Genomic DNA, 21,720 nt, shown 5'->3' with positions numbered 1-21,720 from the left:
GGGGCTTAAGGCGGCTCGGGCGCTAACCGGGGAATGGTGCCGCTGTGCTTATCGGGACACTTTCCACGGCTTCCCCCGGCTTATCGTTTGACGATGGTCCGCCGTAGGTGTCCCATGCGTCCTGGGCCCATGGGTGCACCCAACGAGATCCCCGCGAAGCCGCGCCTCCTCGTCGTCGAGGACGACGAAGCCTTGCGCGCGGTCCTGGTTCGACGCCTCGGCGCGCACTTCGAGGTCGTGCCGAGCGGCGACGGCAGCGGCGCCGCAGGGCTCCTCGTCGATCAGACCTTCGACGCCATCCTCAGCGACATCAACCTGCCCGGGATGTCCGGCGTCGATCTCCTGCGCCTCGTCCGCTCGTACGACCTCGACGTGCCCGTCATCCTCATGACCGGCCAGCCCAGCATCGAGACCGCGATCGCGGCGCTCGAGCTCGGCGCGCTCACGTACCTCCAGAAGCCGTTCTCGCACGAGCAGCTCGAGACGACGCTTCTCCGCGCCGGCAAGCTCGCGCTGCTCGCGCGCACGAAGCGCGAGGCCGCGCTCGCCGGGCTCGGCGGCTCCCCGCTCGCGGGCGATCGCGCCGGCCTCAGCGCGAGCTTCAACCGCGCGCTCGACACGCTCGCGATGGCGTACCAGCCGCTCGTCGACGGACGCACGCAGAAGACCGCCGGCTACGAGGCGCTCATGCGCACGAAGGAGCCGTCGATGCCTCATCCCGGCGCCGTGATCGAAGCCGCGGAGCGGCTCGGGCGCCTGCACGATCTCGGACGCCGGGTGCGCGCGTGCGCGGTGGAGGGGTTCCGGCCCGGGGACGACGACTCGCTCCTCTTCGTGAACCTCCATCCGTCCGATCTCCTCGACGCGGACCTCTACGATCGCGCCGCGCCGCTCACGAAGATCGCGCCGCGCGTGGTGCTCGAGATCACGGAGCGCGCGGCGCTCGACGATCTCACGGAGACGAAACATCGCGCCGCCGAGCTGCGCGGGCGCGGCTTCAAGATCGCCATCGACGATCTCGGCGCCGGCTACGCGGGCCTCACCAGCTTCGCGACCTTCGAGCCGGAGGTCGTGAAGCTCGACATGACCCTGATCCGCGACGTCGAGAAGAACCCGGTGAAGCGCCAGATCGTCGCCTCGATGACCCGCCTCTGCCGCGATCTCGACATGCGCGTCGTCGCGGAGGGGATCGAGACGGCCGACGAATTGGCGTGCGTCGTCGGGCTCGGCTGCGACTATCTCCAGGGCTACTATCTCGGTCGGCCCTCGCCCGAGATCGCGGCTTCGACCCAAAAGTGGTGACATTTCTTATACATAAGTGTCCCAAAGGGCGACCTACCCGCCCCCCGCCTCCCTCGTCGAATTCGTCACCTTTCTCTGAACGCCCGCGCCTCTTTGGCCGTAAACTCGTGGGTTGGCCGGGACCAACGTGATGTAATTGCGACGCCCTGCCCCGATTCTGCTGCAAAACCACCAATCGAACGAATTTAACGAATTCGTTTTGACTTTGCCCCGCATTCCGAGTAAGGAGAGTAATCCGTGAAAATCGTCAGCGACCAACTACTGACCTCGAGCGAGGTGGGGGAGCTCCTCCAGGTGAACCCCTCTTCGGTCAAGAAGTGGGTGGACGACGGGCTCCTCCTGGCCTTCCGTACGCCTGGTGGGCACCGCCGCATTCGCGCCGCGGATCTCGTCTCGTTCCTCGTAAGGCACGAGATGCCGATCCCGGCGGACCTTCAGGATGCGGCGAAAAAACGCCTCCTGATCGTCGATGACGAGGTGGATCAGCTCAAGGCCCTTTCCCGTTCCTTCAAGCGCTTCGCTGATCGCGTCGAGGTCACCACGACCTCGAACGGCATCGACGCGCTCGTGCTGGTGGGTTCCTTCCACCCGCACGCCGTCCTCCTCGACGTCTACATGCCTGGCATCGACGGTCTCGAGGTGTGCCGCCGGCTCAAGAAAGCGCCGGCGACCAAGGACGTGGCGGTGTACGTCGTCTCCGGCGCATTCACTTCTGCTCTCGAGCAGAAGGCGCTCGAAGCCGGCGCGGTGAAGTGCCTGGCGAAGCCGATCGACGCACGGCAGATCCTCGCCCTCATGTACCCGGCACGCGGCGGAGAGCTAGAAGCTCGCGCGCACTAGTCACTCACTAGCTCAAGAAAGTCTGAAGGTTCTCGCATGGGCTATGCAGCACACGCGGCGGAGACGCTCGTCCAAATTTCGGACGAGTCTCCGCCTCGCTTCTCGGAGTCTCCCAGCTCGGGCATCGCCCTCCGGAAGACACCGACGCGCACAGCCAACCTCCTCGTCGACGTCCTCGCCAAAGCCGGGGTCGAAGTCATCTTCGGGCTCCCCGGCGGTCCGGTCGCGCCGATCATGGACGCGCTCCTCGATCGTCCCGAGATCACCACCATCACCACGCGGCACGAAGCGGGCGCGATGTTCGCCGCGGCGGGCTACGCGCAGGCGACCGGAAAGGTCGCCGTCGTCGTGGTGACGTCCGGCCCCGGCATCCTGAACGCGATGACGGGCATCGCCTCCGCGCACTGCGAAGGCCTCCCCGTCGTCGTCATCGCCGGCGACGTCCCGCGCGATCGCGTCGGCAAGGGCGCCGCGCAGGACGGCACCTCGCACGGCCTCGACATCATCCACATGGCCAAGCCGATCACGAAGATGGCGGCCGAGGTGATCGACTCGACGACGGCGCCGGGCTTGCTCCGCCGCGCGCTCGCGACCGCGGCGAGCGGCCGGCCCGGCCCGGTCGTGCTCACGATCCCGATCGACGTCTCCACCGCGAAGGCGACGCCGCCGGTGGTGGAGGTGAACACGAAGGAGACGTACGAGCCGCCGGCGGAGTCGCTCGACGCCGTCGCCGGCGCGCTCATGTCGGCGCGGCGCGGCCTCATCCTCGTCGGCTCGGGCGCGCGCTGGGGCAACGGCCCCGAGCTCGTGCGCCAGCTCGCCGAGCGCCTCCAGATCCCGGTGATGACGACGCCGAAGGGCAAGGGGGTCCTCCCCGACACGCACCCGCTCAGCCTCGGCGTCTTCGGTTGGGGCGGTCACGCCTCCGCGACCGAGTACCTCGAGCGCGGCGTCGACGTGCTCTTCGCGATCGGCACGAGCCTCGGCGAGCACGCCTCCGACAGCTGGAGCACGAAGCTCGCCGCGAGCGAGCACTTCATCCACCTCGACGTCGACCCGTCACGCATCGGCCGCAACTACCCGGTCTCGCTCGGCCTCGTCGACACGGTCGAGGGCGCGATCCCGAAGCTGCTCCAGCGCATGCAGGGCATGCCGCGTCGCCTCCCGATGAAGCACGGCGTTCGCCGCGCGAACACCGGCGATCAGGTCCTCGTCGGCAAAGAAGGGAAGATCGCTCCGCAGCGCGCGCTCTGGGAGCTGCAGCAAGCGGTCCCCGCCGACACGCTCTACACGTCCGACATCGGCGCGCACATGTTCTTCGCGCTCCACCACATCGAGGCCCGCTCGCCGCGCGGCTTCATGATCACGCTCGCGCTCGGCTCGATGGGCTCCGGCATCGGCGCCGCCTTCGGCATGAAGGTCGCCAGGCCCGAGGCGCCCGTCGTCTCGATCTGCGGTGACGGTTGCTTCTCGATGGCCCTCGGCGACATCGCCACCGCCGCGCAGAACGACGTCCCGATGATCGTCGCCGTCCTCAACGACGAGCGCTACGGGATGGTGGAGATCGGCCACGATGCTATCTACGGCCGCACGCCAAAATTCTCCATGCCGATGGACATCAAACAGCTCGCCGAAGGCGCGGGCGCGAAGTGCATCGTCATCGACGCCCCCGATCAGCTGAAGGACCTCGACCTCGTCGCCCTCGCCGGCAACAAGCCCCTCGTCCTCGACATCCGGATCGACCCGACGATCCACCTCTCGCCCTCACGCCTCGAGTTCCTGAAGAAGGCGGCTTCTTCATCGCAGGGGGCTGCGCCCCCTGCACCCCGCTCGCAGCCGTAGGACGCGCGCGAAGACGCGCGCATCCTCCGCTGCTCGCCGATGGGGGGGCCGCGGGCTTCCGAATTTGGCCGCGGCGGGGGGCTTCATCGCAGGGGGGGTCTTCATCGCAGCCGTAGGACGCGCGCGAAGACGCGCGCATCCTCCGCTGCTCGCCGATGGGGGGGCCGCGGGCTTCCGAATTTGGCCGCGGGTCTTTATCGCAGGGGGCTGCGCGCCCTGCTCGCCGAGGGTGGCGGGCTTGGGCCTCGGAGCTCCCATGCCAGGCTCGAGTGGGTTCGCTCGAGCTTGTGAATCAGTTTTGGCTAATTTGGGTTATTTCACGGAGTGATGTCATGAACAAGTCGGTTGGTATCGTTGGGGTGGCGGCTTACCTTCCCCCGAGCGTTCGTACGAACGCGTACTGGTCCGAAGAGACGGTCAAGTCGTGGCGGGAGAAGGCGCTGCGGCGGATGGACAAGCTCCATGCCGCGCTCGTGGCGGAGAACACCGAGGGCTCGCGCCGGACGCTCGAGGCGCTCGCCGCGCTCGCGAACGATCCGTTCCAGGGCGCGGTGGAGCGGCGGGTCGTCGCCGACGACATGACCGCCTCCGACATGGAGACGCTCGCCGCGCGTGAGGCGATCGCACGCGCGGGCATCGACAAGGACGAGATCGGCCTCGTCCTCAGCCACCAGATCTGCGTCGACTACATCAACGTCCCCTCCGCCGCGATGGTCGCCGGCAAGCTCGGCCTCCCGCAGCGGACGATGGTGATGGGCACGGACGCTGCTTGCAACTCGTTCATGCTCCAGCTCAGCCTCGCGCAGGCGATGATCCAGAGCGGGGCGATCAAGTACGCTCTCCTCACGCAGTCCTCCGCCCTCACCCGCTTCCCCGACTCGGGCGAGATGATCGACGCCTGGGGCGGCGACGCCGGATCGGCGGTGGTGCTCGGCGAGGTCAGCGAGGGTCGTGGTCTCCTCTCCTTCTCTCACCACCAGAACGGCAACCTCTGGGGCGCGCTCCTGTGCGGCGTCCCCGGCAAGCGCTGGCAGGACGATCGCTGCGTGATTTACTCCGAGGACCGAGCCGCGAACCTCGACATGGTCGTCCGGATGGCCGATCGCGCGAAGCAGTTCGTCGGCGAGGCGCTCGAGAAGGCGCGCCTCGCGCCGTCGGACGTGTCGTTCTTCGCCGGGCATCAGGGGTTCAAGTGGCTCCTCCCCGTCACCCAGGCGTGCGCCGGCCTCGCCCACGCGAAGACGGTCGAGCACTTCCACTACACCGGCACCGTGAGCTCGGTGAACCTTCCCCTGCAGCTGGCCGTAGCCGAGAAGGAAGGTCTGCTCCGCCCCGGCGACGTCGTCGCCGGCTTCTCCGGTGGAACCGGGATGACGTGGTCCGGAATGGCGATGCGATGGGGGCGCTGAAGTCGGTGTCATGAAAGAAGTCTCGTGCCGTGTCCTGGACGTCCACTTCCGTGAGCTGAAGAAGCGCGGTCTTCCGCCGGACGTCTGGACGCGCGGGGTCGACATCCCGCTCGCCCACCTCCAGAACAAGCACGAGCGCATCGACTGGGCGGACTTCGCCCAGCTCATGACGAACCTCCGCCGCATCTGGACGCCGGACGAGATCGAAGCCCAGGGCGCGTCGTGGATCGACTCGCCCTTCCTCCGCTACGCGCGCCTCCTCGCGAGCGCGCTCTTCACGCCGAAGGAGTTCTATCGCTGGCTCGCGAACGGGACGAAGAAGGGGAAGAAGGGCGGCGGCAGTCAGATGCACGACTGCACGACGACCGACTTCCACGACCTCGGAACGAACCGGCTCAGCCTCGACGTCCGCATCGACGACGGGTACGTCCACTCCCCCGAGTTCTTCCTCCTCGTGAAGGGCGGCTTCCGCGTCGTGCCGCTCATGTTCGGGAAGAGCGAGGCCGGCATCACGCTCGTGCCGATCGAGCGCGGCATGCGCTTCGACGTGACGCTGCCGGCCGGCAGCGAGCGCGTCAGCACGCTGCGGCGCGCGTACAACTGGGTGACGGCGTCACGCGAGATCGCGAGCGAGCTCGACGACGCCGAGATCGCGCTCCAGGCGCGCTACCAGGAGATCGAGCGGCAGAAGGCGAAGCTGGAGGTCCAGGCGAAGCAGCTCTCGACCGCCCACCGCGTCAACGAGCTCGTCCAGCGCCACCTCGACCTCGACGTGAGCCTCGACGCGATCGCGAAGGCGCTGATCGACGTCGGCGGCTACGCGACGGTGACGTTCGCCCTCGACGTCGAGATCGACGGCCTCTCGATCGTGCGCGAGGCGTCGCACGGCGCCGGCGGCGTCACGTGCTGGGACCGCGAGCTCGTCGGCCAGGACGGCCGCCGCAACGGCACGATCCGCGTCTGCGCGTACGCCCACGCCGACCCGGTCGAGCGCGAGGAGCTCCTCGCGTTCATCGTCCCGAACATCGCGATGGCGATCGACAACGCGATCTCGTACCTCGTGCTGGACGACTACCGCCGCGGCCTCGAGGCCCGCGTCGCCGAGCGCACCGCCGAGCTCCGCGAGGCGAAGGAAGCGCGCGATCGCATCTTCGCGAACGTCAACCACGACCTCCGCTCTCCGCTCTCGCTCATCCTCCTCGCCGTCGCGGAGGCGCGGCGGAGCGGCAACGTCGACCCCGCGGCGGAGAAGACGCTGAGCGCGATCGAGCACGGCGCGCGCCGCGTGCTCCGCATGGTCGACGAGCTCCTCATCCTCGCGGAGGGACGCGAGAACGAGGTCAAGCTCGCGACGACGCGCTGCGATCTGGGGCGCATGGCCGGCGCGGTCGCGGAGGCGTGGACCGCGGCGGCGGGGGCGGCGTCGCTCACGCTCTCGCACGACGTCGCGACGGGGACGATCGTCCTCGCCGATCCGAACGCGCTCGAGCGCATCATGGCGAACCTCGTCTCGAACGCGCTGAAGTTCACGCCGAAGGGAGGGACCGTCCACGTCGCCGTGCGGCGAGAGGACGGCCGCGCGGTCCTCGAGGTGCAGGACGACGGCGCCGGCATCGACGACGACCTGAAGAAGCGCCTCTTCGGTCGCTTCGAGCGCGGCGAAGGCGCGCGCAAGGCCGCGATCGGCGGAAGCGGCCTCGGCCTCTCGCTCGTGAAGGAGCTCGCGGAGGCGCACGGCGGCGCCGCCTCCGTGCTCGACGCGCCGGGCGGCGGCGCGCTCTTCCGCGTCGAGCTCCCGCTCGCGGAGCCGGCGGAGCTCGCGGAGCCGGCGGAGTCGGCGGAGGGCGCGACCGCAGCGAACGACGCGAACGCGCCGGCGCTCCGCCCCGAAGACTACGGCGCCGCGGGCAGCGCGCTCGCGGAGCCTCGCATCTACGAGTGCATGCGCGGCGGCGCGCGCGCGACGATCCTCCTCGCCGAGGACGACCCCGCGCTCCGCGACCACACCGCGAAGCTGCTCGCGACGAGCTACCGCGTCATCGCGGCGCCCGACGGCACGAGCGCGCTCGCGCTCGCGAAGGACCACGCGCCCGATCTCCTCATCACCGACATCGCGATGCCCGGCATCGACGGCATCGAGCTCACGAAGCGCTTCCGCGCGCTCCCGAACAACCGCATGGCGCCGGTGCTCATCCTCACGACGTTCGGCGGAGTGGAGGACAAGCTCGCCGGCTTCGACGCCGGCGCGATCGATCACATCCACAAACCGTTCGAGCCGGAGGAGCTCCGCGCGCGCGTGCGCTCGCAGCTCGCGATCCGCGCCCTCGCGCTGCAGCTGCTCGAGACGGAGAAGCTCGCCGCGCTCGGCACGCTCTCGGCCGGCCTCGCGCACGAGATCCGGAACCCGGCGAACGGCATCGTCAACGCGGTCGCCCCTCTGCGCGAGCTCCTCCCCGCCGAGGTCCTCGAGGCCGGCTCGATGACGGCCGAGCTGCTCGACGTGATCGAACATTGCGCGAACCAGGTCGGCTCCCTCTCGCGCGAGCTCCTCGGGTTCAAGCGCGGCGTGGAGCTGAAGCGCGCGGGCGTGCCGCTCGACGCGCTCCTGCGCCGGGTGAAGACGACGATGCAGCACACGCTCGACGGCGTGAGCCTGCGCGAGAAGCTCGAGTACACCGGCCCGATCCGCTGCGCGGAGCCGCTCTTCGCGCAGGTCCTCACGAACCTGCTCGAGAACGGCGCCCACGCCGCCGGCCGCGGCGGATGGGTCGAGGTGCGGAGCGGGCTCGAGGAGCAGCGCGTCGTGCTCGAGGTCACCGACAGCGGCCCGGGGGTCCCGGAGGACCTCCGCGAGCGGATCTTCGAGCCTTTCTTCACGACGAAGCCCGCGGGCAGCGGCACCGGCCTCGGGCTCTCCACCGCGCGCGACATCGCCCTCCGTCACGGCGGCTCGCTCGACGTCCGACGGCACGGCGGAGGCTCGGTCTTCCGCCTGGAGATGCCGCTCGAATCCTGACGTCTCAATCAGGGAAGCCGGTAGAATCAGCGCGAGTCCGTCATGACTCCGACTCCGACCGAACAACTGATCCTCTACGTCGACGACGAGCACGCGAACCGCGTCGTCTTCCAAGCGACGTTCGGCAAGAAGTTCAAGATCAAGGCGGTCGCCTCCGCCGAGGAGGCGCTCGACTTCTGCGCGAAGACGCACGAGCCCGTCGCGGTGATCGTCTCCGATCAACGGATGACGGGGATGAGCGGCGACGAGCTCTTGCGGCGGGTGAAGGACGTCTCGCCGGACACCGTCCGCATGATCCTCACCGCCTACAGCGATCTCGAGCCGATCCTCGGCGCGGTGAACGAAGGGCTCGTCGCGCGCTACGTCATCAAGCCGTGGGATCGGACCGAGCTCGAAGAGACGTTGCGCTGGGCGCTCGAGGCGTTCGTCGCCGGTCGCCAGAACAACGCGCTCCAGCTGCGCCTCGTGCAGACGGAGCGCCTCCGCACGCTCGGTCAGGTCTCGGCCGCCGTGCTCCACGACCTGAACCAACCGGTGATGGCGGTGTCGATGAGCGCCGAGCAGCTGAGCGAGCTCTCGAAGGTCGCGCCCGCGCTGTCGCGCATCGCGAACGGCGACACGAAGCTGACCGAGCAAGAGCGCTCGACGCTCGCCGCCCTCGGCGAGGAGCTCCCCGATCTCGCGTCGAACCTCGCGAGCTGCGCGACGTTCATGACCGACCTCATGAAGCAGATGCGCCAGTTCCAGCGCCACGACACCGCGCCGCCGACGAGCGGCGACGTCGCGCCGGGACCGGTGTTGAAGCTCGCGCTCTCGATGTGTCGGAGCGGCGGGATCGCGGGCGGGAGCAAGCTCGTCTTCGAGGGACCGAGCGACCTCCCGCGCGTGCGCGCGACCTCGACCGACCTCCTCCAGGTCATCGTGAACCTGATCCGGAACGCACAGCAGGCGCTCGAGGAGCACCACGTGCGGGAGGGCGTCGTCCGCATCCACACGGCGGTGGCGGACGGTTTCCTGACCGTCTCGGTTCACGACAACGGCCCGGGGATCCCGCCCGACGTCCTCTCGAAGCTCGGCACCCCTTTTTACACGACGCGCGACGCAGGCACCGGGCTCGGCATCGCACAGTGCAAACGCCTCGTCGGAAGACTGGGCGGGGATCTGCGCATCGAGAGCACACTGGGCACCGGCACGGACGTGACGTTCACGCTCCCTGTCTTCGGCGCGACGCACTGAACGAGGCCTGGTACTCTCGCTTCGTCCTTGGGAGAGGCATGAGGACGACGGTTCTCCTCGTAGAAGACAACGACGACGACGCGGCGCTCATCACGCGCGTGCTCACCCGCTTCAAGCGGATCGAGTTCGTGGTGGAGCGCGTGGCTTCGCTCGCCGACGCGAAGGCTCGCCTCGCGGGGGCGCGCTTCGACGCGTGCGTCGCCGACCTCGGCCTGCCGGACTCCGACGGCCTCTCGACCTTCGAGAACATCCATGCCGCGGCGCACGGCGGCGCGGTGCTCGTGCTCACGGGGGACGATCGCGAGGACCTCGGCCTCCGCGCGGTGGAGCTCGGCGCGCAGGAGTACATCGTGAAGGCGGAGCGCGCGTGGCCCGGCCTCCCGCTCTCGGTCGCCTACGCGGTGGAGCGGGTGCGCCGCCTCGCGGAGATCAACGAGCTCTCCGCGGCGCTCGCCCACGCGGTCGACGCGATCACGCGCGTGGACGAGCGCGGCATGTGCGTCGGCGGCAACCCGGCGATCCACTCGCTCCTCGGTTACGCGGTCGGCGAGATCGAGGGCATGCCCTTCCTCGATCTGATCCACCCGAGCGATCGCGCCCACGTCGCCTCCGCGCTCGCGGCGGCGCGGCCCGACGAGCTCCACGAGACGGAGGCGCGCGCGATCCGGAAGGACAACCGGCTCCTCCCGCTCCAGATCTCGATCAACGCGCGCGCGGGCGGCCGCGGCCACTTCGTGTTCGTGCGCGACCTCACGCGGAAGAAGACGGAGGAGGAGAAGCTCGCCGCCTCGGTGTCGGTCACCGCGATCGGCTCCTTCGCGACCGGCCTCGCGCACGAGATCAACAACCCGCTCGCGGTCGTCCTCGCGAACGTGGAGGAGGCGGTCCACGTCACCGGCGAGCTCGAGGGCAAGGTCCCGGAAGACACGCTCGACGACTTCGGCGAGCTCCGCACGATGCTGCAGGAGGCGCACAGCGCCTCGCAGCGGGTCCAGAACATCGTGCGCGACGTCCGCGTGTTCGCGTGCCCGGACCATCGCTCGGGCCGGGTCGACATCAACACGATCACGGAGTCGTGCTGCAACATCGTCTTCGCCGAGATCCGCCACCGCGCGAAGCTCACGAAGAAGCTCAACGCGGCGGTGCCGATCATCGGCAACGAGGCGAAGCTGGCGCAGCTCGTCTTGAACCTCCTCGTGAACGCCGCGCAGGCGATGCCCGAGGGCATGGTGACGAACAACGAGATCACGGTCGAGACGCGGCAGCAGGGCCGCGGCACGGTCGTCCTCGAGATCAGCGACACGGGCTCGGGCATCGATCCCGCGATCGCGAGCAAGGTCTTCGACGCCTACTTCTCGACGAAGCCGCGCCGCCCCGGCATGGGCCTCGCCATCGCGCGCGCCGCGGTCTCCGCGCACAGCGGCGAGCTCACGCTCTCGCCGCGCCCGGGGGGTGGGACGATCGCGAAGGTGGCGCTCCCCACGGTGGAGGCGGGAGCGGACGACGCGACGAAGACGCAGAAGGAGTCCGCGCTCCAGCGCCGCGTCCTCGTCGTCGACGACGACCCGCTCGTCCTCCGTTCGCTGACGCGCATCCTCGCGCGCGACTTCGAGGTCGCGCAGGCACGAAACGGCCGCGAGGCGCTCGACCTCGTCCGCGCCGGCGGCAGCTACGACGCGATGTTGTGCGATCTGGTGATGTCCGAGCTCTCCGGCATCGAGCTCCACGAGGTGTTGACGCACGACGACCCGGAGCTCGCGAAGCGCACGGTGTTCCTCACCGGCGGCGCCTTCACGGGTCGCGCGCAGACCTTCCTCGACACGGTCGGCCAGCCCCACCTCGAAAAACCGGTCGACCTGAAGGAGGTCCGCGACCTCCTCATGCGCATGAGCCGCCCCCCCGAAGGCGAACGCACCAGCGTAAAGTGGCTCGCCCGGGGCGACTGAGGCTCTCGCTCGTCACTGCGTGACGGTGAGCTTGTACCTGCGCTCGAAGTTGTCGGGGGCCGGCCCCTTGCCGGTGTGCGGGATGTTGCTCCACGGCATGACCCGCACGTAGTGCTTGCCCGCGCTGACCGCCTTCGACAGGGTCACGTTGGCGCCTTTGGTCGAGGAGTAGTCGGACCCGATGCGCGCCCCGTCCGCGTTGTAGAGCTCGATCTCGCCGGAGAGGTTCGTCGCCACGTTCTCGAGCTTGATCGTCGTGCCTCCCGAGGCCAGGTCCACCGAGAACCAATCGGACCAGCCCTTGTCCGCGCCCGCGAGCGTGATCTTCGGGGTCAGAGTGCCTTCGATCGACGTGCCGACCGTGATGGGCTTCGCCTCCTCACGCGTGTCGTTCGGCTCGAACTCGTCGCTCGTCTTCGTGTAGCTGACCTTGAAGTCGTACGAGAAGGCGTCGTTCGCCGTCGACCAGGAGGTGACCATGAGCCGGTACTTCACGTTCGGAGCCACGCCGAGGTACACCCGATGATCGGCGCCCTTCGTCGTCTCGTACTCGGAGCCGATCTTGTCGTTGTCGGCGGCGGTGAAGAGCGTGCTCTCGATCCGGCCGTCCTTCACGTTCGTGAACGTGATCTCGAGGAGCCCGCCGGCCTTGTCGTCCGGCGTCGTGAACTCGTAGAAGTCGTCGTCCTTCGAGGACGTGCACGCGGTGTAGGCGGTGCCGATCGTCAGCGCGGTCGCGTTGTCGCGATCGTCGTTCGGCTCGCCGAAGGCGCAACCGCCGATCGGCGCCGTGGACTCATCCTCGCCCCCGTCGGGCGACGACGACGCGGCCGCGTCGTTCTCGCCGAGCGGGGCGCCCGAGTCGGCCGCGCTCCCTGGATCGTTCGAGACCGTCGTCACCGTGCAGGCGACGAGAATGGTCGACATCGCGATCGTGGCGAAGAGCGCAGTCGTACGGATCATGGAGCTCCTGGAGCGGAAGGTGACAGAAGGTGACGCGGCGAGCGTCGGTGTGGGGGAGTTCGACGGGACCTCGGCTCCCGAAACGCAATCGACGTTGTCACCCAAACCGCGTGGATCGAGGGCGCTCCATACCCGTGCCCGCACAAACACGAAGGCCCCCGCCGCGAAGTTGCGGCGAGGGCCTCGAGGGTTGCGCTGATGCGTCAGCGTCGCGTCACTTCGCTTCGGCGAGGGCGCGGTCGATGAGCTTCTTGAACTTCGCGTACGGCTGCGCGCCGCTGATGTAGTAGCCGTTGATGAGGAAGGCGGGGGTGCCGCTGATGCCGATGTCGGTGCCTGCCTTGTCGTCGGCGTCGACGGCGGGCTTGTGGGCGCGGGAGTCGAGGGCCGCCTTGAACTTCTCCATGTCGAGGCCGATCTCCTTCGCGTAGCCGTCGAGGTCCTCGCGCTTCAGCTTCTGCTGGTTGTGGAACATCTTGCCGTGCATCTTCCAGAAGCCGTCAGGGCCCTTCTGCTTCAGCGCCTCGCGCGCGGCCTCGCTCGCGAGCGGGGCGTCGGGGTGCATCGGGAGGGGCTTGTCGCGCCACACGAACTTCACCTTGCCCTCGTAGTTCTTCATCACCTCGTCGACGGTGCCCTCGACGCGGCTGCAGAACGGGCACTGGAAGTCCGACCACTCCTGGATGACGACCTTCGCGTTCGCCGCGCCCTTGTACGGCGAGCCCGCGGGCACCGGCGGCGCCTGCTTCTTCTCCGGCTCCGGCGCGCCCTTCGCGTCCTTCATCAGGTGGTCGTAGTAGTCCTTCGCCGCGACCTTGCCCTTGAGATCGTCGAACTTCTTGATCTCCTCGTCGATGATCTTCTGGAACTTCTCGAACGGCTGCGCGCCGACGAGACGGCGGCCGTTCACGAAGAAGTGCGGCGTGCCGGAGGCCTGGACGTCCTCGCCGAGCTCGGCGTCCGCGTCGATCTCCTTCTTGTACTTCTTGTCCTTGATCGCGGCCTTCACCTTGTCGACGTTGAGGCCCATGTCGGCCGCCGCCTTCTCGAGGTCGGCGTCCTCCAGCTTCGGCTGGATCTCGAACAGCTTGTGGTGCGCCGCCCAGAAGCCCGGGTCGCCGCCCTTCTGCGCGCGCGCCTCGAGCGAGAACTCCGCCGCCGGCTCGGCGCGCGGGTGGAACGGGAGCGGCTCGTGCTTCCACACGAGACGGACCTTGTCACCGTAGGTGTCCATCACCTTCTTGAGCGTGTCCTCGACGCGCTTGCAGTACGGGCACTGGAAGTCGGAAAACTCGATGATCGTGACGATCGCTTCCTTCTTGCCGAGCTGCGGGGAGTTGCCGACCGGCACCTTCCACACCGTCTTGTCGTCTTCCTTCTCGCCCTCGTCCTCGTCCTTCTTCGGGGGCGCGGCCTTGAAGTTCTCCGTCGACATCGCGACGTAGACCTTGTCCTTGGGCGTCCCGCTCGCGATCTTCGCGTTCGCCTTCGAGAGCTCCTTGTCGATCGCCTCCTTGAACTTGTCGAACGGCTGCGCGCCCGAGAGCTCGACGCCGTTGATGCGGAACGCCGGCGTGCCGTTCGCGCCGACCTTGTTCGCGAGCGCCTGGTCCTCGTCGACCTTCTTCGCGCCCTTGTGCGCGGCCATGTCGGCCTTGAACTTGGCGAGGTCCGCGCCGGCCGCGACCGCCCACTTCTCGTAGGACTCGGGGCTGAGCTCCTTCTGGTTCTTGAACGCGGTGTCGTGGAACTTCCAGAACGCGTCGGAGCCCTTCTGCATGAAGACGACCTGCGCCGCCTCGGCCGCCGGCTTCGCCTTGTCGTGGAACGGCAGCGGCTGGTTCTTCCAGACGAGACGGACCTTGTCCTTGCCGTACGTCGACTTCACCTGATCCAGCGTCGGCTCGACGCGCGAGCAGAACGGGCACTGGAAGTCGGAGAAGATGACGATCGTGACCGGAGCGTCACGGTTGCCCCAGACCGGATCCTCGCTCGACACCGGGATCGGCGAGTCCTTGTCCGCCCACGCTCCACCCCCGCTGCCGCCGTTGTCGGCGGAGATGCCGGCCGTCTTGATGCGGTGGCTGTCGTAGCCCCACATCACCGCGCCGCCGGCGAGGAAGCAGAGGATGAAGCCGATGATCGCGACGCCGGTGCTCATCCCGCCCGCGTCGGGCGGGGGCCGCACGTCAGCCGCGTGGCTCTTGTGCTCTTTCTCTTTTGCCATGGTCGTTCACCCAGTCCATTTCAATGCAAACTACAACTATCGCGCGGACCGAGGGCCGCGCGGAGACCCGTGGCTGCGCGCGGGCGCGGAAAGCGGCTCGCGGCCGTAGACCTGCGTGAACGCAGATCCCGGCCCGAGACGGCTCACCGCGAGCGCGCGTCAGCTTCGAGGCGGTCGATCGATGGAGTCGTGGTCCGCGCGCGAAGGCTCGCGTTCCACGAGGACCCGAACGGGCAGCCGTTCGGAGAAGACGAGATCGAGCCGCAGCCCGAGGAGCGCGGTCGCGGAGTCCTGCGACGACGAGAGCTCGGGGGGCGCGGGGCGACCGTGGTCCACGTTCTTGAGGAGACGCAGATCGAGCGGGCCGACGTCGTAGCAATCGGCCGGGATGTCGAGCGAGAGCTCGGCGTCCTGGATCTGCGGGGGCGGCGCGAACGTGATCGCTCCGCGCGGGTCGCAGATCGGCGCGCCCGACCGCGGGAGCGCGAGCGCCGTCTTCGGCGCCACGACCAGCCACACGACCACGAGGGTCGCGCACGCCAGCAGCGTCCGGAGCAAGAGCCTCCGCCTCATCGGCCCGAAGTCTCGCGCGGTTTCCGGGTCGATGGCAAGCTCAGCCACGCAACTCTGCGACATCGCGGGATTTCTGTTGGAGGCGGAGGTGGAGGTGCGCGCCGACGCCGCCGATCGTCGCGCCGAGGATCCCGCCGGCCAGGATGTCGCCCGGGAAATGGACGCCGAGCGCGATCCGCGAGAGCGCGACGCCGGTCGCGACGAGGACGAGCGCGGTCGCCCCCGCGACGCGGAGCGGCCGCGTGCCGATCGAGCTCGCGAGGAGGACGACGGCGAAGAAGACACAAAAGGAGAAGCTGCCCGCGGAGTGGCCGCTCGGGAACGAGTAGTCGGTGGGCGACCCGAACACGAGGCCGCGCACCTCCGGCAGGCAGTTGCACGGGCGCGCGCGCGCGACGACGTGCTTGAGGCCGTAGACGACGGCCGCGTTCACGCAGAGCACGTAGGTGAGCGAGCGCGCGACGGCGCGGGAGCGCGGCGACGCCCAGAGCGGCACGACGACGAGGCCGCCCCAGCCGCCGCCGATCGCGCTCAGCACCGCCGCGACGCCGAGCCACGAGGCGAGCGCGTGATGGAGATAGAGGAAGACGCGGACGTCGAGCTCGGCCAATGCGAAGGAGCCTCGAAGGAGCCTCGGAGGAGCCTCGGAGGCGCAAAGGATAGATCGCGAAGCACGCGCCGGCGACCCGCGCCGGGTCGTCTCGATCGGTGCACACGAAGCGGCCAACTGCCCGTAGATTCGGCGACATGACGAACGAAGCAGCGCCGCGCGACCTCGCCACCCTCCGCGCCCTCCTCGGCGAGACCGACAAGGAGCTGGTGCGCGTCCTCGCCAAGCGCACCGCGCTCGTGCGCGAGGTCGCGCAGTACAAGGCGTCCGTCGGCGCGCCGTCGTTCGATCGCGAGCGCGAGAGCGTCCTCCTCGACTCCACCCTCGACAAGGCGAAGGAGGCGGGGCTCTCCGAGCACCTCGTGCGCGACGTGTTCGCCTCGCTCTACGCCGCCTCGCGCCTCGATCAGCGACGCTTCCTCCAGACGAAGGCCGAGAAGTATTCGATCGGCATCATCGGCGGCACCGCGGGCATGGGCGCCTACCTCGCGCGCGTGTTCGCCGGCGCCGGCTACACGGTGGAGACGATGGGCCTCGAGGCGGGACGCTCCGCCGAGGACGTCGCCGGCGCGCACGACGTCGTCATCCTCTCCGTCCCGATCGCGACGACGGTGGAGGTCGCGAAGCGGATCGGGCCGCACGTGCGACCGGGCGCGTGCCTGATGGACATCACGTCGGTCAAGCGCGCGCCGCTCGCGGCGATGCTCGACAGCGCGCCTTCGAGCGTCGACGTGGTGGGGACGCACCCGATGTTCGGCCCGCACGGGATCGACTTCGATCGGCAGAAGGTCGTCCTCTGCCGCGGCCGCGGCGAGGCCGCGTTCACGCGCGTGAAGAAGCTCTTCGAGGCGTTCGGCGCGGAGACGATCGAGGCGACGGCGGACGAGCACGACGCGCAGATGGCGCTCATCCAGGTGCTCGTCCACGAGAAGACGATGGTGCTCGGCTCCGTCCTCGAGCGCCTGAAGGCCGACCTCGGTCGCAGCCTCCAGTTCGCGAGCCCGATCTACCGCAGCGAGCTCGCGATGGTCGGCCGCATGTTCTCGCAGCGCGCCGAGCTGTACGCCGACATCCTCACCGCGAACCCCGACGCGCTCAGGCTCTCGCACGTGTTCGAGCAAGAAGCGGCGCACTTCGCGCGCGCGATCGCGATGGGCGATCGCGAGGCGGTCGTGCACCGCTTCCGGCAGGTCGCGGACTACATGCAGGACTTCGCCGCGTGGGCGAAGAAGCAGTCCGACGCGATCCTCGAAGAGCTCGTCCGCCGCGGCTGACGCTGCTCAGCTCTTGATCACGCCGAGCCGCTTGCCGACCTGCGCGAACGCGGCGACGGCCTGGTCGACCTGCGCGTCGGTGTGCTGGGCGGAGAGCTGCACGCGGATCCGCGCTTCGCCCTTCGGCACGACGGGGAACGAGAAGCCGATGACGTAGATCCCCTCGTCGAGGAGGCCCTTCGCCATCTCCACCGCGAGCCGCGCGTCGCCGAGCATCACCGGCACGATCGGCGTCTCGCCCGGCTTCACCGTGAGGCCCGCCTTCGTCACGCCGTCGCGGAAGCGCTTCGCGTTCGCCATCAGCCGATCGCGGAGCTCGGTCGTGCTCGCGAGGAGATCGAGGACCGCGACCGCGGCGCCGGCGATGGCGGGCGGGATCGAGTTCGAGAAGAGGTAGGGCCGCGAGCGCTGGCGGAGGAGCGCGACGATCTCCTTCTTGCCGGTGGTGAAGCCGCCGGCCGCGCCGCCGAGCGCCTTGCCGAGCGTCGAGGTCATCACGTCGACGCGGCTCTGCACGCCGAAGTGCTCGGGCGTGCCGCGCCCCGTCTTGCCGATGAACCCGCTCGCGTGCGAGTCGTCGACCATCACCATCGCCCCGTACTTGTCGGCGAGGTCGCAGATGACGTCGAGCTTCGCGAGGTAGCCGTCCATCGAGAAGACGCCGTCGGTCGCGATCATGCGGAGGCGCTTGCCCTGCGTCTTCTTCAGCGCCTCTTCGAGCGCGGCCATGTCGCCGTTCGGGTAGCGGTGCCGCTCCGCCTTGCAGAGGCGGACGCCGTCGATGATCGAGGCGTGGTTCAGCGCGTCGGAGACGATCGCGTCCTCCTCGCCGAGGAGCGTCTCGAAGAGCCCGCCGTTCGCGTCGAAGCACGACGAGTAGAGGATGGTGTCCTCGGTGCCGAAGAAGGAGCTCACCTTCGCCTCGAGCGACTTGTGGAGGTCCTGCGTCCCGCAAATGAAGCGGACCGAGCTCATGCCGTAGCCGTGCGAGTCGATCGCCGCGTGCGCCGCCGCGACGACGCGCGGATCGGACGAGAGCCCGAGGTAGTTGTTCGCGCAGAAGTTCAGGACCTCTCGCTTCTGATCGCTGACCCCGATCGTCGCCGCCTGCGGCGTGACGATGATGCGCTCCTCCTTGAAGAGACCTGCTTCACGGATCTCGGTGAGGGCCTTCGCGTAGTGCTCTCTCGCGTTGTCGAACATGTTGGCGCCAATGTAGCGCAATGAAGGATGGATCCTTTCTCCATCCTCCAACGCGCCGAAAGGACGGCGCTTATAGAAGTGTAACCCTTGGAAACCGCTAGAAAAAAGCGACGAGCCGTGCGGTCCATGGATTGCACGGTACATGCGTGTGCAGTACACCGACCCCTGCTTCAACCACGCACAGGAGCTTCCAATGAGCACCAACGACAAGGCAGTTGCAGCGCACGTCCTCCGTCACCTCGCCCGCGCGCACGCGAAGGGGCGCGCCACGCGCCTCGATCAGCTCGCTTCGGACATCGGCGTCCGCCGCGAGGACGTCCGCGGCGTGGTCACGAGCCTCGACGCGGAGGGCCACGTCGACGCGCGGCGCATGCGCCTCACGATGACGGGCTTCGCCCTCGCCGCCTCGATGCGCGAGTGCCATCTCGCCTCGGTGCGCATCCCCGCCCCGCCCCCGTCGCAGCTCCACGTCGCCTGAGCGATCCGCGGTCGGCGACCGGGCCGAACACGACTGGCACGAGTCGCAAGGGGAAGGCGATCGACGATCCAATCTCGTGCGCGCCAGCGCGGGGGGTTCGCTACGCTGGGGTCGATGCGTCGTGGAGTCTTCGCGCTGCTCGCGGTGGCGGGGTGCCTCTTTCCGTCGTTCGACGGGCTGAAGGGCAGCGGCGCGGGGGACGACGACGACGATGACGGCGGAGCGAAGACGAGCGCGTCCAGCTCGTCGTCGAGCACCTCGAGCTCCTCCACGTCATCGTCTTCGTCTTCGTCGAGCGGAGACTCGGGCTCGACGCCCGACACCGGCGCGCCGAAGGTCCGGTGCGGAGGCGCGCTCGACTGCGACGTCGCGACCACGTTCTGCTGCGCGAAGATCACCGGCCCGAACGAGTGTCGCGCGAGAGGCAGCGGCACCGGCGGCTGCAACAGCGTGCTCGACTGCGACGGTCCCGAGGACTGCACCTCCGGGCAGTCGTGCTGCCAGAACATGTTCGGCGGCTCGAACGCGGTGTGCAAAGCCGGGGGTTGCGGCAACGGCTACACGTTCTGTCATCCAGGGGTCCCGAACACGTGCCCGCCGTCCGAGCCGTCGTGCTCCGGCGACCACATCGGCATCCATGGAGCAGAACCCGTCAGCTGCGAGTGAGCGACGTCGCGGATCCAGATCATCCTCTGCCACGCCGAGGACCCGCGCTGCCCGGACGGCCAGGCGTGCGAGGGCCGGGAGACGATCGTGACCGGCTTCACGCTCGACTTCTGTCGCTAGGCGCGCAAGGCTGCGCGGGCGATGCAGAAGCCCGTCGTCCTCGTCACCGGCGCAAACGGAGAGATCGGCCGCACGCTCCTCCAGCGGCTTCATCAAGACGGCCGCTACCGCGTCGTCACCGTCGACCTCACCCCGCTCCCGGAGCGGTACCGCGGCTTCTGCCTCGAGACGTACGCCGGCAACATCATGGACCGGTACCTCCTCGATCAGATCGCGGCGCACCACGAGATCGAGGTCGTCTTCCACCTCGCCGCGCTCCTCTCCACCCGCGGCGAGCGCGATCCCGAGCTCGCGCATCAGGTCAACGTCGAGGGCACGCTCCACCTCTTGCGCATGGCGCAGAACCAGTCGGGCCGCCTCGGCCGCGCGGTGCGCTTCATCTTCCCGAGCTCGATCGCGGTCTACGGGATCCCGAACCTCGAAGAGAAGGCGCGCGCCGGCCGCGTGAAGGAAGAAGCCTACAACGTCCCGATCACGATGTACGGCTGCAACAAGCTCTATTGCGAGCACCTCGGCCGCTACTTCACGTCGTACTTCCGCCAGCTCGGCGCGCTCGCGTCGGCCGCGCGCCTCGACTTCCGCTCGCTCCGCTTCCCCGGCCTCATCTCCGCCGAGACCGTGCCGACCGGCGGCACGAGCGACTTCGGGCCCGAGATGCTGCACGCCGCGGCGCAGGGGCAGCCGTACAAGTGCTTCGTCGGACCGGAGGCGAAGATCCCGTTCATGGCGATGCCCGACGCGGTCTCGTCGCTCCTCCAGCTCCTCGAGGCGGACAAGAGCAAGCTCTCGCAGACCGTCTTCAACGTGAGCGGCTTCAGCGTGAGCGCGAAGGAGATCGCGGATCGCGTGAAGAAGAGCTTCCCGAAGGCCGAGATCGCGTTCGAGCCCGACGCCGTGCGCTCGAAGATCGTCGACTCGTGGCCGGAGGACGTCGAGGACGCCGCCGCGCGCCGGGACTGGGGCTGGCGCCCGGCCTACGACTTCGCGCGCGCGTTCGACGAGTACCTCGTGCCGACGATCCGGAAACGCTACGCATGAGCGGCGACGGCTCCGAGCTCCGCATCCCGGACATCCTCACCTTCCTCGCGGTGTGCCGGCACGGCTCGGTCACCGGCGCCGCGCGCGATCTCCGCGTGACGCCGTCGCAGGTGTCGAAGGCGGTCGCGCGGCTCGAGCGTCACCTCAAGCGACCGCTCCTCTCGCGCAAGGCGCGCGGCGTGTCCGCGAGCGACGAGGGACAGAAGATCGTCCCGCGCCTCGAGGAGATCATCGAGAAGGTGCAGTCGCTCGCCGAGGTGAGCGACGTGCCGCCGGAGATGAAGCTCACGCTCGCGGCGCCTTCGTACCTCTGCGCGGCGTACCTGCCGACCGTCGTCGCCGCGGTGAAGGACGCGCGCTTCCGCGGCCTCGAGTGCGGGAACGCGTTCATGCGCGCCTACGCGACGGAGAACGTGTTCCAGGTCGCGATCACGATCGGCGAAGAGAAGCTCCCCGACTCGTGGGTATCGACGAAAGCGGGTTTCATGCGCCGCGCCGCGTTCGCGTCGCCGGAGCTCGCGAAGAAGCTCGGGAAGGAGCCGTCGATCGACAAGCTCCTCCAGCACCCGTGGGTGCTCCCGGTCTACACCTCCGGCAGCGGCGGACAGTTCTTGCCCGGCGACGACGGCTGCCCGATCCCGCGCGAGGATCGGCTGATGGGACACGAGGCGGCGACGGTCGGCGTCGCGTTCGAGCTCGCGGCGGGGACCAACCAGCTCGCGTTCGGTCCGACCATCGCCGCGCGCACGCTCGTCCTCGCGGAGCGCCTCGTCGAGGTGAAGGTCCCGGGCTGGAAGCTCACCGAGCCGCTCTACGTCCACACGAACGCGGACCGCGTCCTCGCGCGCGTGCAGAAGGCGATCGTCGAGGCGCTGCGCGAGACCGCCAAAGAGACCTGAAGAGGCCTGAAGAGACCGGCGAAAAACCGCGTAAGACGCGCGTCGAGTTAACATACTGACAGCACAAAGTGCCTATAA

The 21,720-nt window shown here is 68.8% G+C and carries 17 protein-coding genes; 12 read left to right on the top strand and 5 right to left on the bottom strand.

Going from position 1 to position 21,720, the window contains the following annotated elements; all coding sequences use genetic code 11:
- The first annotated feature begins 129 nt into the window (after window positions 1–129).
- From KF837_14790 to KF837_14760, 7 genes are all read left to right on the top strand, one after another.
- Complete coding sequence (locus KF837_14790; protein ID MBX3228585.1) at window positions 130–1,302, top strand: EAL domain-containing protein; 1,173 nt, start codon at window positions 130–132, stop codon at window positions 1,300–1,302.
- 237 nt (window positions 1,303–1,539) lie between these two features.
- Window positions 1,540–2,142, top strand: coding sequence for a response regulator (locus KF837_14785; protein MBX3228584.1), 603 nt, complete (start codon window positions 1,540–1,542; stop codon window positions 2,140–2,142).
- 36 nt (window positions 2,143–2,178) lie between these two features.
- Entirely contained in the window at window positions 2,179–3,984 is a 1,806-nt protein-coding gene (locus KF837_14780; protein MBX3228583.1) for a thiamine pyrophosphate-binding protein, read from the top strand.
- Window positions 3,985–4,433: 449 nt separating this feature from the next.
- A complete protein-coding gene (locus KF837_14775) occupies window positions 4,434–5,393 on the top strand; it encodes a hypothetical protein (protein ID MBX3228582.1) in 960 nt (319 codons plus the stop codon).
- 10 nt (window positions 5,394–5,403) lie between these two features.
- The gene (locus tag KF837_14770) at window positions 5,404–8,409 is read left to right on the top strand and encodes a response regulator (GenBank protein ID MBX3228581.1); all 3,006 of its coding nucleotides are present in this window, start codon (window positions 5,404–5,406) and stop codon (window positions 8,407–8,409) included.
- Window positions 8,410–8,451: 42 nt separating this feature from the next.
- On the top strand, window positions 8,452–9,645 hold the full coding sequence (locus KF837_14765) for a response regulator (protein ID MBX3228580.1): 1,194 nt from the start codon (window positions 8,452–8,454) through the stop codon (window positions 9,643–9,645).
- 38 nt (window positions 9,646–9,683) lie between these two features.
- Window positions 9,684–11,591: a response regulator gene (locus tag KF837_14760; protein ID MBX3228579.1), complete on the top strand. Its 1,908-nt coding sequence runs from the start codon at window positions 9,684–9,686 to the stop codon at window positions 11,589–11,591.
- A 12-nt stretch (window positions 11,592–11,603) separates the two neighbouring features.
- On the opposite strand, the gene KF837_14755 is transcribed toward KF837_14760, so the two are convergent.
- From KF837_14755 to KF837_14740, 4 genes are all read right to left on the bottom strand, one after another.
- A complete protein-coding gene (locus KF837_14755) occupies window positions 11,604–12,554 on the bottom strand; it encodes a PPC domain-containing protein (GenBank protein MBX3228578.1) in 951 nt (316 codons plus the stop codon).
- Between the two features lie 214 nt (window positions 12,555–12,768).
- Entirely contained in the window at window positions 12,769–14,781 is a 2,013-nt protein-coding gene (locus tag KF837_14750) for a thioredoxin domain-containing protein (protein ID MBX3228577.1), read from the bottom strand.
- Between the two features lie 159 nt (window positions 14,782–14,940).
- Window positions 14,941–15,354, bottom strand: a complete 414-nt coding sequence (locus tag KF837_14745; protein MBX3228576.1) for a hypothetical protein — start codon at window positions 15,352–15,354, stop codon at window positions 14,941–14,943.
- A 40-nt stretch (window positions 15,355–15,394) separates the two neighbouring features.
- The gene (locus KF837_14740) at window positions 15,395–15,964 is read right to left on the bottom strand and encodes a phosphatase PAP2 family protein (protein ID MBX3228575.1); all 570 of its coding nucleotides are present in this window, start codon (window positions 15,962–15,964) and stop codon (window positions 15,395–15,397) included.
- A gap of 137 nt (window positions 15,965–16,101) precedes the next feature.
- Here KF837_14740 and tyrA point away from each other — a divergent pair, with 137 nt between their 5' ends.
- The gene (tyrA, locus tag KF837_14735) at window positions 16,102–17,238 is read left to right on the top strand and encodes a bifunctional chorismate mutase/prephenate dehydrogenase (protein MBX3228574.1); all 1,137 of its coding nucleotides are present in this window, start codon (window positions 16,102–16,104) and stop codon (window positions 17,236–17,238) included.
- Window positions 17,239–17,244: 6 nt separating this feature from the next.
- Here tyrA and kbl read toward each other — a convergent pair whose 3' ends face one another.
- Entirely contained in the window at window positions 17,245–18,441 is a 1,197-nt protein-coding gene (gene kbl / locus KF837_14730) for a glycine C-acetyltransferase (GenBank protein MBX3228573.1), read from the bottom strand.
- Between the two features lie 193 nt (window positions 18,442–18,634).
- Here kbl and KF837_14725 point away from each other — a divergent pair, with 193 nt between their 5' ends.
- From KF837_14725 to KF837_14710, 4 genes are all read left to right on the top strand, one after another.
- Window positions 18,635–18,919: a hypothetical protein gene (locus tag KF837_14725; protein ID MBX3228572.1), complete on the top strand. Its 285-nt coding sequence runs from the start codon at window positions 18,635–18,637 to the stop codon at window positions 18,917–18,919.
- A 114-nt stretch (window positions 18,920–19,033) separates the two neighbouring features.
- Window positions 19,034–19,585: a hypothetical protein gene (locus tag KF837_14720; GenBank protein ID MBX3228571.1), complete on the top strand. Its 552-nt coding sequence runs from the start codon at window positions 19,034–19,036 to the stop codon at window positions 19,583–19,585.
- A 141-nt stretch (window positions 19,586–19,726) separates the two neighbouring features.
- The gene (locus KF837_14715) at window positions 19,727–20,743 is read left to right on the top strand and encodes an NAD-dependent epimerase/dehydratase family protein (GenBank protein MBX3228570.1); all 1,017 of its coding nucleotides are present in this window, start codon (window positions 19,727–19,729) and stop codon (window positions 20,741–20,743) included.
- A complete protein-coding gene (locus KF837_14710) occupies window positions 20,740–21,642 on the top strand; it encodes a LysR family transcriptional regulator (protein MBX3228569.1) in 903 nt (300 codons plus the stop codon). Before KF837_14715 ends, KF837_14710 begins: the two co-directional genes overlap by 4 nt.
- The last annotated feature ends 78 nt before the right edge of the window (window positions 21,643–21,720 follow it).

This window comes from Labilithrix sp. (assembly GCA_019637155.1).
Lineage (GTDB): Bacteria > Myxococcota_A > Polyangia > Polyangiales > Polyangiaceae > Labilithrix.
Note: the sequence above shows the minus strand (reverse complement) of the source record. Positions and strands in the feature narration are given on the sequence as shown.